Annotated in this window: 12 protein-coding genes; 4 read left to right on the top strand and 8 right to left on the bottom strand. The window is 60.6% G+C overall.

Annotated elements, in window-relative coordinates; genetic code table 11:
* The first annotated feature begins 53 nt into the window (after positions 1 to 53).
* The 3 genes from ACE3OA_RS15265 (at position 54) to ACE3OA_RS15275 (ending at position 3,263) form a co-directional block, all read left to right on the top strand.
* Positions 54 to 1,367 carry an ABC transporter substrate-binding protein gene (locus ACE3OA_RS15265; RefSeq protein ID WP_374312190.1) on the top strand — a complete coding sequence of 438 codons (1,314 nt, stop codon included), beginning with the start codon at positions 54 to 56 and terminating at the stop codon, positions 1,365 to 1,367.
* A 61-nt stretch (positions 1,368 to 1,428) separates the two neighbouring features.
* Positions 1,429 to 2,358, top strand: coding sequence for a carbohydrate ABC transporter permease (locus ACE3OA_RS15270; RefSeq protein ID WP_374312192.1), 930 nt, complete (start codon positions 1,429 to 1,431; stop codon positions 2,356 to 2,358).
* Positions 2,355 to 3,263, top strand: coding sequence for a carbohydrate ABC transporter permease (locus ACE3OA_RS15275; RefSeq protein ID WP_374312194.1), 909 nt, complete (start codon positions 2,355 to 2,357; stop codon positions 3,261 to 3,263). Before ACE3OA_RS15270 ends, ACE3OA_RS15275 begins: the two co-directional genes overlap by 4 nt.
* Before the next feature lie 7 nt (positions 3,264 to 3,270).
* On the opposite strand, the gene ACE3OA_RS15280 is transcribed toward ACE3OA_RS15275, so the two are convergent.
* From ACE3OA_RS15280 to ACE3OA_RS15315, 8 genes are read right to left on the bottom strand one after another with little or no spacing between them, the layout of a single operon-like run.
* Positions 3,271 to 4,470: an NnrS family protein gene (locus ACE3OA_RS15280; protein ID WP_374312196.1), complete on the bottom strand. Its 1,200-nt coding sequence runs from the start codon at positions 4,468 to 4,470 to the stop codon at positions 3,271 to 3,273.
* Position 4,471: 1 nt separating this feature from the next.
* On the bottom strand, positions 4,472 to 5,299 hold the full coding sequence (locus tag ACE3OA_RS15285) for a peptidylprolyl isomerase (protein WP_374312198.1): 828 nt from the start codon (positions 5,297 to 5,299) through the stop codon (positions 4,472 to 4,474).
* On the bottom strand, positions 5,296 to 5,991 hold the full coding sequence (gene narI, locus ACE3OA_RS15290; RefSeq protein ID WP_374312200.1) for a respiratory nitrate reductase subunit gamma: 696 nt from the start codon (positions 5,989 to 5,991) through the stop codon (positions 5,296 to 5,298). The genes ACE3OA_RS15285 and narI overlap by 4 nt, the downstream gene beginning before the upstream one ends.
* Complete coding sequence (gene narJ, locus ACE3OA_RS15295) at positions 5,984 to 6,706, bottom strand: nitrate reductase molybdenum cofactor assembly chaperone (RefSeq protein ID WP_374312202.1); 723 nt, start codon at positions 6,704 to 6,706, stop codon at positions 5,984 to 5,986. The genes narI and narJ overlap by 8 nt, the downstream gene beginning before the upstream one ends.
* A complete protein-coding gene (gene narH, locus ACE3OA_RS15300; protein WP_374312204.1) occupies positions 6,706 to 8,226 on the bottom strand; it encodes a nitrate reductase subunit beta in 1,521 nt (506 codons plus the stop codon). The genes narJ and narH overlap by 1 nt, the downstream gene beginning before the upstream one ends.
* Before the next feature lie 11 nt (positions 8,227 to 8,237).
* The gene (locus ACE3OA_RS15305; RefSeq protein ID WP_374312206.1) at positions 8,238 to 11,981 is read right to left on the bottom strand and encodes a nitrate reductase subunit alpha; all 3,744 of its coding nucleotides are present in this window, start codon (positions 11,979 to 11,981) and stop codon (positions 8,238 to 8,240) included.
* Between the two features lie 19 nt (positions 11,982 to 12,000).
* Positions 12,001 to 13,359, bottom strand: coding sequence for an MFS transporter (locus ACE3OA_RS15310; protein ID WP_374312208.1), 1,359 nt, complete (start codon positions 13,357 to 13,359; stop codon positions 12,001 to 12,003).
* A gap of 23 nt (positions 13,360 to 13,382) precedes the next feature.
* Positions 13,383 to 14,705, bottom strand: coding sequence for a nitrate/nitrite transporter (locus tag ACE3OA_RS15315; RefSeq protein ID WP_374312210.1), 1,323 nt, complete (start codon positions 14,703 to 14,705; stop codon positions 13,383 to 13,385).
* A gap of 251 nt (positions 14,706 to 14,956) precedes the next feature.
* Here ACE3OA_RS15315 and ACE3OA_RS15320 point away from each other — a divergent pair, with 251 nt between their 5' ends.
* The gene (locus ACE3OA_RS15320) at positions 14,957 to 15,685 is read left to right on the top strand and encodes a helix-turn-helix domain-containing protein (RefSeq protein WP_374312213.1); all 729 of its coding nucleotides are present in this window, start codon (positions 14,957 to 14,959) and stop codon (positions 15,683 to 15,685) included.
* Positions 15,686 to 15,692 lie beyond the last annotated feature (7 nt).

Here is a 15,692-nt window from a genome sequence, read left to right on the forward strand (position 1 = left end):
GGGAAGCCACTCACGAAGAGTGGGAAGAAACGAAACCAGACGGAGGAACGAATATGAGCTTTACCAGACGCGACCTCTTGAAAACAACCGCCGGGCTTGGCGCAGCCAGCATGGCGCCGAGTTTGCTGGGTGGTCGCCGCGCTTTCGCCCAGGATCTCAGCTACAAGCCGGAGGAAGGCGCCTCGCTGCGCCTCTTGCGCTGGTCGCCTTTCGTAAAGGGCGATGAAGAAACCTGGCTTGCCAACACCAAGAAATTTACCGAAGCAACCGGCGTCGACGTGCGTGTCGACAAGGAAAGCTGGGAAGATATTCGACCCAAAGCGGCGGTCGCCGCCAATGTCGGTTCCGGGCCGGATCTGATGCTGGTCTGGTTTGATGATCCGCATCAATACCCGGACAAGCTCCTCGACGTTTCGGAACTGGCCGACTATCTCGGCAACAAATATGGCGGCTGGTATGCCGGCCCCAAGGACTATGCCACGCGCGGCAGCGAGGCCATCGGCCTGCCCTTGGCCACAATCGGCAATGCCATCGTCTATCGCGAAAGCTGGGTGAAGGCAGCCGGCTGGTCGGAATTCCCGACCAAGACCGACGACTTCCTCGAGCTCTGCAAGGCCATGCAGAAGAGCGGCCATCCGGTCGGCTTCACGCACGGCCATGGCGTCGGCGACGGCAACAACTATGCTCATTGGCTGCTGTGGAGCCATGGCGGGCAGATGGTCGACAAGGACGGCAATTGCACGATCAACAGCCCGGAGACGATGAAGGCAATCGAATACGCTCAACAGCTCTACAAGACTTTCATTCCCGGGACCGAAGGTTGGCTCGACGTCAATAACAACCGCGCCTTCCTCGCCGGCGAATTGTCGGTCATTGCCAATGGCATCTCGGCCTATTACACGCCGAAGAACGATCCGGCCCAGGCGGAGCTCGCCGCCGACATCCGTACCTGCCCGCTTCCCATCGGTCCCGTCGGCAAATCGATCGAACTCTATCAGGTGACCAGCGCGGTCATCTTCAAATACACCAAGTACCCCAATGCCGCGCGCGAGTATCTGCGCTTCATGTTCGAGGAAGCGCAGATGAACGACTGGATCACCAATTCGGCGGGATATTGCTGCCAGACCTTGAAGTCCTATGAGTCCAATCCGGTCTGGACTGCCGATCGCAACAATGCACCCTATGCCAAGGCCTCGGCCACCTTGCGGCCGAACGGCTATGCCGGGCCGCTTGGCTACGCTTCGGCTGCTGTGATGGCTGACTATGTGCTCGTCGACATGTTCGCCGAGTCCGTGACCGGTGCCGCGACACCGCAGGAAGCCATTGAGAAGGCCGAAAAACGCATCAACCGCTACTACCGCGTCTGACACGTCGCAATCGGCCGGCGGCACAAAAGCCGCCGGCCGCCCTTTTTAAATCGGATGCCTGATGGCTACGTCGGCTACCACTGAAGCATCGCTTCTGGCACGTCTGGAGCAGAGCCGCTTGGGTCTCGGCCTGCTGTTCATGCTGCCGGCCGCAATTCTGCTGCTGCTGTTCCTCACCTATCCGCTGGGTCTCGGAATCTGGCTGGGATTCACCGACGAAAGGATCGGACGGCCCGGTATTTTCATCGGGTTGGAGAACTATTCATATCTGCTCGACGACAGTGTCTTCTGGCTATCGGTTTTCAATACGGTCCTCTACACGAGCGTGGCGTCCGCGCTGAAATTTGCGCTGGGATTGTGGTTGGCCTTGCTGCTCAACGAGCATTTGCCGTTCAAGGCCTTCTTCCGCGCCATCGTGCTGCTGCCCTGGGTCGTGCCGACGGTACTATCCGCCATCGCCTTCTGGTGGATCTATGACGCGCAATTCTCGATCCTCTCCTGGGTCCTAATGCAGCTCGGTATCATGGATCATCCGATCAACTTCCTGGGCGACCCCATCAATGCCCGCGCCTCGGTCATCGCAGCCAATGTATGGCGCGGCATTCCCTTTGTTGCCATTACGCTGCTGGCCGGCCTGCAGACAATTCCGCCCTCGCTCTACGAAGCGGCGACTTTGGACGGGGCTGGGTCCTGGCAGCGTTTCCGATATGTGACTTTCCCGCTGCTCACCCCCATCATCGCCATCGTCATGACGTTTTCAGTCCTCTTCACCTTCACCGACTTCCAGCTCATCTATGTGCTGACCCGCGGCGGTCCGGTGAATGCCACGCATCTGATGGCCACCTTGAGCTTCCAGCGTGGTATTTCCGGCGGCAATCTTGGTGAGGGCGCCGCCATCGCCGTTGCCATGATTCCCTTCCTGCTGGCCGCTATTCTCTTCAGCTATTTCGGCCTGCAACGCCGGCGCTGGCAGCAAGGTGGAGGTGAATGATGGCAGGCGGCAAGGCCTTTGCGCAGATGGGCGACGTCAAGAGCGGTGATGATGGCGGCATGAACTACCTGACGCGCCTGCCGCGACGCATCGTTACCGTCTATGTGCCGCTTGCAGTCTTCATTTTTGTGCTGCTGTTCCCGTTCTACTGGATGGCAATCACAGCCGTGAAGCCGAACCGGGAACTGACCGACTACAAGAATTTCAGTCCCTTCTGGGTAACCGAGCCAACGCTGGACCACATCAAATACCTGTTGTTCGAAACCTCTTATCCAGGCTGGCTGTGGAACACGGTCCTCGTTTCGGTGGTCGCCACCCTGCTTTCGCTGGTGGCGTCGGTATTCGCGGCCTATGCCATCGAGCGGCTGCGCTTCCAGGGAGCGCGACAGGTGGGTCTTGCCATCTTCATGGCCTATCTGGTGCCGCCTTCGATCCTGTTCATTCCTCTGGCGGTGATGGTTTTCAACCTTGGTCTCTATGATACGCGGTTTGCGCTGATCCTCACTTATCCGACATTCCTCATTCCCTTCTGCACCTGGCTGCTGATGGGCTATTTTCGCTCCATCCCCTATGAACTGGAGGAATGCGCCTTGATCGACGGGGCCACGCGCTGGCAGATCCTGACGCGCATTGTCCTGCCGCTGGCGGTGCCCGGGCTCATCTCGGCGGGCATCTTTGCCTTTACGCTATCCTGGAACGAGTTCATCTATGCCCTTACCTTCATCCAATCGTCGGAGATGAAGACCGTACCGGTTGGCGTGCTCACCGAACTCGTGCGATCGGACGTCTATGAATGGGGTTCGTTGATGGCCGGCGCCCTAATCGGCTCATTGCCGGTCGTGATCCTCTACTCCTTCTTCGTCGAGCACTACGTCTCGTCGATGACCGGGGCCGTCAAGGAATAGCGACGACTCAGCCGGGCCTTCCGTCGGGGCGGGGCAGCAGAAGGATCGGCAGGTATTGAACGCCGAAGATCAGGAAGGCGCCCGACCAGAGCAGGGCCGCACTTTCTATGAGCGGGGCTTGGAAGTCACCGGTCAAGGGCGCCAGGACCCGCAGCAGGACGGCGACAGAGAGCAGCGCATAGGCGCCGGTCGTCTTGCGACTGGCGACCAGCTGTCGCCCGGTGTGGCCCAAAGCTGCGCGGCTCATGACGGCAAGAATCATCGTGCTGAAGGAACCGGCCGTCAACGCGTGCAGGCCCATCGCCATGGGCAGCAGGTCGAACCAGGCTGTCAGGCCATTGAGCAGCAGGCCCACGACCAGCCAGCCGTAACCCAGGTGAAGAATCCACACCAGCGGCACAGGCCATGTGCGCCAGCCCTGCCAGCGCCAGAAACGCAGCAGATTGCACGCGGCGGCGACCAGCGCCACGGCCCCGGCGATCTCGCCCGGCGCCTGGAAAACGGTGGCCAGCAGGTTGAGCAGCAATGAAAGAATGGCGGCGATGTCGATAGAGCGGTTGCCGGTGATGACGAAGGGATAACCCGCCATCTTCATACCGCCCTGGGTAAACGCCGGAACGATACGGCCGCCGATGATGCCGATGAGCATGGCAAAGATGGCGACCGCCACCTGGAGCGCCCAGCTGCCCGACAGGGACATGAAGCCCCAGCCATCGAAATGCACGGCGCTGTTGACGACAGCCAGCAGCAGCAGGATCACCACCAGGATGCCGTTGCGCCGCCCGTTGCGAATGATGATGCCGGGCCCGAGGATCAGGGCCAGCAACGGCAGGAACGAAAGGTCGGCGGCGGCGAAGACGCCGGGCCAGGGAAGATAGGCCGCCACCCGCCCGGCAGCCCAAACGCCCACCAGCAACATCAACTTGGGCCCCCGGATCGCTGCAGCACCCGTCCAGTTGGGAACTGCCGTCAGCATGAAGCCGGCCAGCGCCGCAACGGCAAAGCCGAAGATCATCTCATGGCCATGCCACAGATTGGCGGCCATCGGCGGCTGCCAGCCTATATCGCCCCGCCATAGGCCGACCCAGACCGGAACCGCCAGCGCGGCGTAGAACGCCGCCAGGAGGAAGAACGGCCGGAAGCCATATTCAAACAGGGCAAACTTACGCACGGCCGGCACCTCGGCTTCGAGATTGACGAAGGCCATGTCACTGTACCAGGGGCGAATGCGCGGCTTCCATGTCGAATCCTTCGATCCGCGCCTGCCCGGCCAGCAACAGAAGATATTGCCGGAGCGCGGTATGGCGCGACCTCAAACGCAGATATTCGCCGATCTGATCGCGCAAGGCGTCGAATTCAGCGGCCTCGCCCGGAAGCTTGCGGTCGAGCTTGATGATATGGACACCGTACCTTGTCTCGATCGGCGCCAGGCAGAGTTCCCCCGGCTTGAGGCTGAAGAGATAGGTTTCGAATTCCGGGATCGTCTCGCCGCGCGAAACCAGACCAAGATGCCCGCCCTGATCCCGTGACGGACAATCGGAATGCGCCAGGGCCAACTCGGCGAAAAGATGCGGCTCGGATTGAAGCTTGGCGATGAGATCGCGGGCCATCAACCTGCCGGCATCGCGTGCTTCCGTGTCGTCCGGCGGTGACGCCAGCAGGATGTGGCTGGCATCGTACCGGTCCGGGCGATCGAATTGCTGCCGGTTGTTGTCGAAATAGCGCCGGCAGGTGATTTCATCCGGCTCGGGGGTGACCACCTCGCGTTCGATCAGCATCGCAATGCGCGGGTCATCCACCGAATCGTCATCCGCGCCGACATCGGCGCCAAGTCCCTGCCGTTCGGCTTCGCTGACCAGCAGATGCCGGACAATGAGCGCCTGGATCGCCAGATGCCGCGCCTCCGCCAGCGAAGATGCCGGGTGATGCTGCATCTCGCGGGCGATCTCGGTCTCGGGGATCTCGACCCCGTCGATGCGGACAGCGACCAGATCCTGACCCGCAACGTTCTCGACTGCTGCCTGTGCACTCATCATGACACCTTCTTGGCCGAACGCCGCCGGACGACCTGGTAGGGCCGGAACACGTAGAAGATCGGCGCGCTCCAGATATGAACCAGGCGACTGAAGGGGAACAGCAGGAAGAGCGTGAAGCCGAGAATGAGATGGGCCTGATAGACCCAGGACAGGCCGGCGATGGCCTCGGCATCGATACCGCGTAACGTGATCAGGCGCTGGCAGTATTCGGCGAGGATCAACATCACGCCACCATCGGCATGCTGGGCCGAGTAGTAGATCGAGATCAACCCCAGCACCAACTGCGCCCAGATCAGCAGCACGATGGCGATATCCATTTTCGAAGACGTAGCGCGGATACGCGGATCGGTCAGCCGGCGATGGATGAGCAAGGTGAGGCCGATAAAGCAGAAGGTGCCGAAAATGCCACCGGCGACCATCGCCAGCAGCTGCTTCTGCTCAACCGTGACGAAGAGCGTGTAGATTTCATGCGGTGTCAGCAAGCCGACCACATGACCCGCCATCAGCAACAGAATGCCGACATGGAACAGGTTCGAACCCCAGCGCAGCTGCTTGGCGCGCAACATCTGGCTGGAGCCGGAGCGCCAGGAATACTGCTCCCGGTCGAAGCGCACCAGGCTGCCGATCAGGAAGACGCTCAGGCTGACATAGGGGAAAATGCCGAAGGCAAGATGATAAAGATATTCAGTCATGCCGCGCCTCCGTCCGGCTGGGTGTTGCACTCTGCGCATTCATGCGCGCCACCATCGCACTGGCCCGGCCGCAATCGTCGCCGCGCGTGGGGTCGTTTTCGGGGCCGAAAGCCACCGCCTGTTCTTCCCAGGCGCGATCGATGGCTTCCGGCGTGTCGTCACGCGCCTCCGTCTCTTCAGCCTCAACCGCCAGCGGCTTCACGGCCGCCAGTTCGAGCAGGGCCGCGAGTGGCGCCGCATAGGCACTTTCCCGCCGCGCGAGCTGGCGGTGGATACCTTGCAGGATCGGCGCCACGTCAACCAAGCCGGCCTTGGCCTCCTTGTCCGGCAGGATCGAGAGGTATTCGAGATACATGGGCAGGTAGTCCGGCAGTTCGCCCTCGTCCTGGAACAGCCCGGCCGCCGCATAAATCTCACGCAGATTGACCATCGCCATGCCGCGGTCCCGCGATTCGCCGTGGACATGTTCAAAGAGGTGCAAAGACGCCTGGCGTGACTTGTCGAACAGGCCGACATAGGCCTCCTGGAGATCGATGAGATCGCCGGTCCCCAATGCGGCCGTGAACCGCAGCAGATTGTTTTCCGTCGACACGCTCAGCAAGCCTTCGCCGGCGATGACCTGCTGAAGTTCGGGGAGTGCCGCAATGAGATCGGCTTGCGGATAGGTCAGCAACCAACCGATCGCCTTGTAGGTGAGCATAGGTTTCTTCGGCATCACACCGTCTCCCGTGGCGTCTTGGCCTTGGGCTTCTGCCCGAACAGGCTGGTGGTGGAGCTGCCATCGGAACAGCCATTGCCGAAGGTGAAGCCGCAGCCGCCCTTGAGGTCAAAGGTGTTCTCGGCATATTCCCGGTGGGTGCTGGGAATGACGAAGCGATCTTCGTAATTGGCAATCGCGAGATAGCGGTACATGTCGTCCACTTCCGCCTTGGTGAGGCCGACCCGGTCGAGAAGAACTTGATTCTCGACACCATCGACATGCCGGCCGCGCATGAAGGCGCGCATCGCCATCATCCGCTGCAACGCCTTCTCGACCGGCTGCTCGTCACCCGCGGTGAGCAGATTGGCGAGGTACTTCATCGGGATGCGCAGCTTGGAAAGGTCCGGCAGGTCGCCGTCCCAGCCGATCTTGCCCGCTTCTGCGGCACCCTGGATCGGTGACAATGGCGGCACGTACCAGACCATCGGCAAGGTGCGGTATTCCGGGTGCAGCGGGAAGGCGATTTTCCAATCGATCGCCATCTTGTAGGTCGGCGACACGCGGGCCGCTTCGAGCCAGGCTTCCGGCACACCGTCCTTGCGCGCCTGTTCGATCACCAGCGGATCGTTCGGGTTGAGGAAGATGTCGAGCTGCGACTGATAGAGATCGGTTTCTTCCGGCACGCTCGCGGCACTTTCGATCCGGTCGGCGTCATAGAGCAGGACACCGAGATAACGGATGCGACCGACGCAGGTTTCCGAACAGACCGTCGGTTCGCCCACTTCGATGCGCGGATAACAGAAGGTGCATTTCTCCGCCTTGCCGCTCTGCCAGTTGTAATAAATCTTCTTATAGGGGCAGGCCGAAACGCACATACGCCAGCCGCGGCATTTATCCTGGTCGACCAGAACGATGCCATCCTCCTCGCGCTTGTAGATCGAGCCCGACGGGCAGGCTGCGACGCAGGCCGGGTTGAGGCAATGCTCGCACAGGCGCGGCAGGTAGAACATGAACGTGTTCTCGAACTGCCCGTAGATTTCCTTCTGCACATTGTCGAAGTTCTTATCGAGGCTGCGCTTGCGGAATTCCGTACCGAGGATTTCCTCCCAGTTCGGGCCCCATTCGATCTTCTCCATCCGTTCGCCGCTGATCAACGAGCGCGGCCGGGCGACCGGCGCAGCCTGCATTTCCGGCGCCATCTGCAGATGTTCGTAATCGAAAGTGAAAGGTTCGTAATAGTCGTCGATTTCCGGCAGATGCGGGTTGGCGAAGATCTTGGCGAGCAGACGCCACTTGCCGCCGATACGCGGCTCGATCTTGCCATTGGCCTTGCGGCGCCAGCCACCCTGCCATTTGTCCTGGTTTTCCCACTGCTTCGGGTAACCGATGCCGGGCTTGGTTTCGACATTGTTGAACCAAGCGTATTCGACGCCTTCGCGGCTGGTCCAGACATTCTTGCAGGTAACGGAGCAGGTGTGGCACCCGATGCACTTATCGAGGTTCAGCACCATGGCGATTTGAGCGCGGATTTTCATGGTTCTGCTCCCTATTCCGCGGCCTTGGCCGGCTGGTCCAGCCAGTCGACCTTGTCCATCTTGCGGACTATGACAAATTCATCGCGATTGGTGCCAATGGTACCGTAGTAGTTGAAGCCCCAGCTCTGCTGGGCATAGCCGCCGATCATGTGCGTGGGCTTCGGACAGGTACGTGTGACCGAATTGTGGATACCACCGCGGATACCGGTAATCTCACTGCCCGGCACGTTCACGATCTTCTCCTGGGCGTGATACATCAGCACCATGCCTTCAGGAACGCGCTGGCTGACCACGGCACGAGCGACGAGAGCTCCGTTCACGTTGAATGCCTCGATCCAATCATTGTCTTCGATGCCGACCTTGGCGGCATCCACTTCGCTGATCCAGACGATCGGACCGCCGCGCGACAGGGTCAGCATGATCAGATTGTCGGTATAGGTCGAGTGGATGCCCCATTTCTGGTGCGGCGTGATGAAGTTGAGGGCGATCTCCTTGTTGCCGTTGGAGCGCTTGTTCAACATCGGATTGACGGTCTGCGTGTCCACCGGCGGCTTGTAGAGGCAGAAGCCCTCGCCGAAGGCCAGCATCCAGGCATGGTCCTGGTAGAGTTGCTGGCGTCCGGTCAAGGTCCGCCAGGGGATAAGTTCATGCACGTTGGTGTAGCCGGCATTGTAGGTGACGTGCTCGGATTCGATCCCGCTCCAGGTCGGTGACGAGATGATCTTCCGTGGCTGCGCCTGCAGGTCGCGGAAGCGCAGCTTGTCGTCCTGCCGAGGCAGAGCGAGATGCGTGTGATCGAGACCCGTGATCTTGCTCAAGGCATCCCAGGCCTTGACCGAGACCTCGCCGTTGGTCTCCGGCGCCAGGGTCAGAATGACCTCGGTCGCATCGATATCGCTGTTGATCCGGGGCAGGCCCTTGGCGACACCCTCCTCGGTCACTTCACCGTTGAGCTGCTTCAGGAACTGCACCTCATGCTCGGTATTCCAGGCGATACCCTTGCCGCCGTTCCCGACCTTGCTCATCAGCGGCCCGAGGGCCGTGAACTTCTGATAGGTGGCGGGATAGTCGCGTTCGACGACCGCCATGGCGGGCATGGTCTTGCCCGGCACCGGTTCGCATTCGCCCTTGCCCCAATCCTTGGGCGCGAATGGCTGGGCGAGTTCCGCCGGCGTGTCGTGCATGATCGGCGTTGTCACCAGATCGCGCTCGACCCCCAGATGGCCGCGGGTCAGTTCCGAGAACTTCTTCGCGATCCCCTTGAAGATCTGCCAGTCGCTGCGCGACTGCCAGGCCGGATCGACCGCAGCCGACAGTGGATGGATGAAGGGATGCATGTCCGACGTGTTGAGATCGTGCTTCTCGTACCAGGTAGCCGTCGGCAACACGATGTCCGAATAGAGGCAGGTGGTCGACATGCGGAAATCGAGCGTCACCAGGAGATCGAGCTTGCCCTTCGCGGGGTTGTCGGTCCAAGGCACTTCCTGCGGCTTTTGCAGCCCCATCTCGCCGAGGTCCTTGCCCTGCACGCCGTGGTCGGTGCCGAGCAGATGCTTCAGGAAATATTCATGGCCCTTGCCGCTGGAGCCCAGCAGGTTCGAACGCCAGACGAACATGTTGCGCGGGAAGGCGCGCGGATCGTCCGGATTGGTGCAGGCAAGACCGAGACTGCCCGCTTTCAACTGCTCGACCGCATAGGGGATCGGCTCTTTGCCGGCCGCCGCGGCGTCGCGCGTCACCTGCAACGGATTCGCCATCAGCTGGGGGGCCGAGGGCAACCAACCCATGCGCTCGGCACGGACGTTATAGTCGATGAGGCTGCCGGCAAGCGTGCTCTTGGCAAGATCCGGATCGACCAGGGGCGACAGAATGGCGTCGACCTTCAGCTTCTCATAGCGCCACTGATCGGTATGCGCATAGAAGAACGAGGTCGAGTTCATCTGCCTTGGCGGACGATGCCAATCGAGGGCGAAGGCCAGCGGCGTCCAGCCGGTCTGCGGGCGCAGCTTCTCCTGCCCTACATAATGCGACCAGCCGCCGCCCGGCTGACCGACACAACCGCACATCACCAACAGATTGATGATGCTGCGATAGATCATGTCGCAATGGTACCAGTGGTTGACACCGGCGCCGAGGATCACCATCGAACGACCCTTGGTCTTGTGGGCATTCTCGGCGAATTCCCGCGCGGTCGTGATGACATGGGCGCGCGGCACACCGGTGATGCGCTCCTGCCAGGCCGGGCTGTAGGGCTGATCGTCATCGAAACTGGTGGCGACATTGCCGCCACCAAGCCCACGATCGATGCCGTAATTGGCGAGGAACAAGTCATAGACGGTGGCGACGGTCACGTCACCCTCGGCCGTCCTGATCTTCTTTACCGGCACATGGCGCATCAGCACGCTGGCATGGTCGGTGTTCTGGAAGTGCTCATGCGCGGCACCGCCGAAATAGGGGAAAGCCACCGCTTCGACCGAATCGCGCTGGTCGATGAGGCTGAGGCGCGGATGAATGGCGGCACCGCTGGCGCCGTCCTTTTCCTCCAGGTTCCATTTGCCCTTGTCACCCCAACGGAAACCGATCGAGCCATTGGGCGCCACGATCCGGCCGCTGGTCTCGTCAATGAGCAGCGTCTTCCATTCCGGATTGTTGGCCTCGCCGAGCTTGTCGGCGAAGTCCGACGCGCGCAGGAAGCGGTCCGGCACCAGGCGGCCGTCGCGCTGCACCAGGCGCACCAGCATGGGCATGTCGGTATACTTGCGGCAATAGTCGGCGAAATAGTCGCTTTTGCCGGCCATGTGCCATTCCTTGAGAATGACATGACCCATGGCCATGGCGAGTGCCGCATCGGTACCCTGCTTGGGGTGCAGCCACAAATCGGCGAATTTCGAGGCTTCGCTGAAATCGGGGGTGACCACCACCGCCTTGGTGCCCTTGTAGCGGACTTCGGTGAAGAAGTGGGCGTCCGGCGTACGCGTCTGGGGAACGTTCGACCCCCACAGCATGATGAAGCCCGAATTGTACCAATCGGCCGATTCCGGCACGTCGGTCTGCTCACCCCAGGTCTGCGGGCTGGAGGGCGGCAGATCGCAATACCAATCGTAGAAGCTCAGCGCCACGCCGCCGATAAGGCTCAGATAGCGCGTGCCGGCGGCATAGGACACCATCGACATGGCAGGGATCGGCGAGAAGCCCACGATACGGTCCGGTCCCCACACCTTGGCAGTATGGACATTGGCCGCGGCGATGATCTCGTTTGCCTCGTCCCAGGTCACCCGGATGAAGCCGCCGCGACCGCGACCCGACTTATAGGATTGCGAGGCCGCGGGGTCATTCACGATCGATGCCCAGGCCGCCACCGGGTCCTTGTGCTTCTCCTTGGCTGCCCGCCACAAGCGAATGAGGCGCCCGCGCACCATCGGATATTTCAGCCGGTTGGCGCTGTAGAGATACCAGGAATAGCTGGCGCCGCGCGAACAGCCGCGCGGTTCGTGGTTGGGGAGATCCGGCCGGGTCCGCGGGTAGTCGGTCTGCTGGGTTTCCCAGGTAACGATCCCGCCCTTGACATAAACCTTCCAGCTGCACGAGCCGGTGCAGTTGACGCCATGGGTCGAACGCACGATACGGTCATGCGCCCAGCGCTGCCGATAGGCATCTTCCCATTGCCGGTCCTCAGTCGTCACCAGGCCATGGCCGTTGGAGAAATCTTCCTGCCGCTGCTTGAAGAACATCAATCTGTCTAGAAAATGGCTCATGGCTATTTCTCCACTACTCTCAGCACTTCGCTTCGGCATTGGGCCGCGCGTAATACCACCAGTTGATTGCAAAATTGACAAGATAGAAGACGGAAGCTGTCCAGAAGAAGGCAGCAACACCACCGGTCAAAGCAATCGATTGTCCGATCATGATGCTGACGGCAAAGGGGCCGTAGGCAGCGATAGCGCCGGTGAAGCCGATGACTCCGCCAGCCTGGCGCGGCGGGAAGATCATCGGCATCTGCTTGAAGGTCGACGCGTTGCCGATACCGGCAAAGAAGAAGATCGCCAGCATGAAGCCCACGAAATAGGGGAATTCCGCGATGCTTTCCGGGTTCACATGGAAGGCGACACCGATAGTGCTGGCGATAAGACCGAGAGCGGCGACGCTGGTGACGCGGGCACCGCCGAATTTATCGGAAAGTGGCCCGGCCACGGCGCGCATGATCGATCCGACGAGAGGGCCGTAGAAGGCATAGGTTAGGGGATCCGGCGCACCTTCGAACCCACCATAGAGCTGCTTGATCAGGAGCGGGAAGGTGGCTGAGAAACCGGCGAAGGAACCGAAGGTCATCAGATAGAGGCTCGTCATCAACCAGGTATGCTTGTTCTTGTTGATGTCGAACTGCTCCTTGATGCTGGCGCGAACCGGCACCGAGCGCAGCGTGAACCAGGCAACCACTGCAAGGACGACGATGAAGGGGATGTAAATGAGCGCTGCATTCTGCAGCCAGATATCCTTCGTTACCTCGCCCTTGGTAAAGACCTGCGGCGCACCCGCCATGGTGCCGAAGAATGCCAGGCCGATGATCCAGGGCGTTACGAACTGGACGACACTGACACCGAGATTGCCGATACCGGCCTGGATCGCCAGCGCCGTCCCTTGCAGGCGCTTCGGAAAGAACAGGCTGGTGGCCGGCATGAAGCTGGAAAAGTTGCCGCCCCCGAGGCCGGCAAGGAAGGCCAGCACCATCAAGACCCAATAAGGTGTGGTCGGGTCCTGCACGACGACGACCCAGCCGATCGCCGGAATGAGCAGGCTAAGGCTGGAGAAAGTGACGACATGCCGCGCGCCATAAACAGGCGTCAGCAGGTTGTGGATCAGGCGGAAAGTACCGCCGGCCAGACCCGGCATGGCCGTCAGCCAAAAGAGCTGATCGGTCGTCAATTGGAAGCCGATGCCCGGCAATCGCACTACAAGCGCACTGACCAGGAACCAGATCGAGAATGCAAAGAGAAGATTGGCCGTCGTGACCCAAAGCGAGGTCCAGGCCCGGCTCTTTCCTTCCTGCTCCCAGAAAGTATTGTCTTCCGGGGTCCAGCGCGACAACCAGGTACGGCTGTCCAGGGCTGGCTTGCTCTCGGTTTCGGCAGGCATGTACGACTCCATTCAGACGGTGGTTAGTTCTTCTTCATATTCTCTGCGAGTTCGGGCAGGTATTGCGGACCACGCAGGGATGGAATCTGCCGGCGCTCCATGCGGCGGATGGCAAAGTGCATCCACACCAGGGCGATCGTAACGAGCAGGAAAAGCAGCATGAAGCAGCTGGTCCAGACGCCGGTGACATCGTTCATGAAGCCGAAGGCGAAAGGCAGGACGAAGCCGCCGAGTCCACCGATCATGCCGACGACACCACCCACCGAGCCGACATTGTTCGGGAAATAGACCGGGATATGCTTGTAAACGGCCGCCTTCCCCAAGGACATGAAGAAGCCGAGGATAAAGGTCAGGATGGTGAACGGGACCAGACCGATCTCGAAGCTGAACTGGATATCGCCCTTGATGCCGTGCACGACATATTCAGTTGCCGGATAGCTGAGAAAGAAGGTGCAGATCACGCTGACAATGAAGGTCCAGTACATGACCCGGCGGGCGCCAACCTTATCGGACAGGACACCACCGACGACGCGGAACATCGAGCCGGGGATCGAGTAGGCAGCGCCCAGCATGCCGGCGACCCTGATGTCGAGATCGTAGACACCGACATAATAGCGCGGCAGCCAAAGCGCCAAAGCGACGAAGGCGCCGAAGACAAAGAAGTAATAGAGGGAAAAGCGCCAGACCTGCAGGGATGCGAGCGGCTTCAATTGCTCGGTGAAGCTCTGCCCGCGAGCACCACTGGCGCGCCGCGCCTTGAGGCTTGGCTCATCCTCGGAGAGGACAAAGAAGAGAACGGCCGTCACGAGGAGACCAACGGCCCAGACTTGCGCCACCATGGTCCAACCAAAGGCGACCATGACAAACGGCGCCACGAACTTGGTGACCGCAGCGCCGACATTCCCCATGCCGAAGATGCCCAGCACCGTGCCCTTGCGTGCCGCCGGCGCAAAATCGGCGACATAGGCAATGCCGACGGCGAAGGAACCACCGGAAATGCCGACACCCAGAGCGGCGAGCAGGAAGGCGGGATAGGTCGTCGCGTAGGAAAGCAGCCAGGTCGAAACGGCACCGGCGACCATCACCAAGAGCAGGACACGGCGGCCGCCGAATTGTTCGGCCCAGATGCCAAGAACGAGACGGATCAGGGATCCCACCAGGATCGGCAGGCCAACCAGGAAGCCGAACTCGGTATCGTTGAGGCCGAGATCCTGTTTGATGCGCACGCCGATGATGGAAAAGATCGTCCAGACTGCAAAGCAGATGGTGAAGCTGAACGTGCTGAGGCCGACCGCCCGTACAAGCCCGTCGTTCTGCCGCTGATCGGAAGTCGCGAAACTAGCCAATGGACCGCTCCTTGAAGTGACGGCCTAACATCGGTCCGGCCAGCAACCTTTCCTTTGATGTGAATCAAATTCAGACGCCCGGATTTCGGTTTTTATTAAACGATTTCAATATTTTGATAGTGATCAAAACATGGCTTGATTAAAGTCAATTATTGTCCCGATAATTGCTGGGAAGAATCTAAGCGATTGCGCGCCCCCATCGGGTTCCTGCAATTTCGAGCGACCGCATCGGGTGAGAGAATCGAGAGTTCATGGACCAAATCCAGCTTGGCGCACTGCTGAAACTGCCCCTGTTCGCTACTTTGACGCATGAGGCGCAGGCACGACTGCAGGCGCAGACCTTCATCCAATCTCAGCCCGCCGAGGCGATTCTGTTTGAACAGGGTGAAACCGCGCAATTCCTGCATGTCATTTTGAGCGGCCGCGTCGCTTTGGTCGGATCAGCCCCGGCAATCGACGGCCCATCGGCCAATGCCGCGCGCCCACCGGTCGAACGCGAAGCTATCATTGAGATGTTCGGCGCCGGCGATGTCGTGACGGCGGCCGCGATCCTGCTGGATCTGCCCTATATGATGTCCGCCCGTATCATCGCACCGTCGCGCATCGCTTTCATTCCGGCAGCGCTTATCCGCGACTTCTTCGAAAATGAAGTCAATTTTTCCAAGGCCGTCGCCTTGATGCTCGCCAGACACTGGCGCCTGCTGTCACGCCAATTGAAGGACCAGAAGCTGCGCTCGGGCACACAAAGGCTGGGCGGGTATCTGCTTTCACTCTCGGACGGCCGGATGAACGGCATGGCCGAAATCGAGATGCCGGTCGACCGCAGAACACTGGCGAGCTGGCTCGGCATGTCGGCCGAGAATCTGTCGCGATCCCTGGCGCAGTTGAAGACAATGGGCGTTCATGTCAGCGGCCGCCGTGCGCAAATCGACGACATCGTGCAGATCCGCTCCTTCTGCCTGGAAGATGACCTGCGATAGGTGTGCC

The organism is Dongia sp. (assembly GCF_041906375.1).
In the GTDB taxonomy this organism is placed as follows: Bacteria; Pseudomonadota; Alphaproteobacteria; order Dongiales; family Dongiaceae; genus Dongia.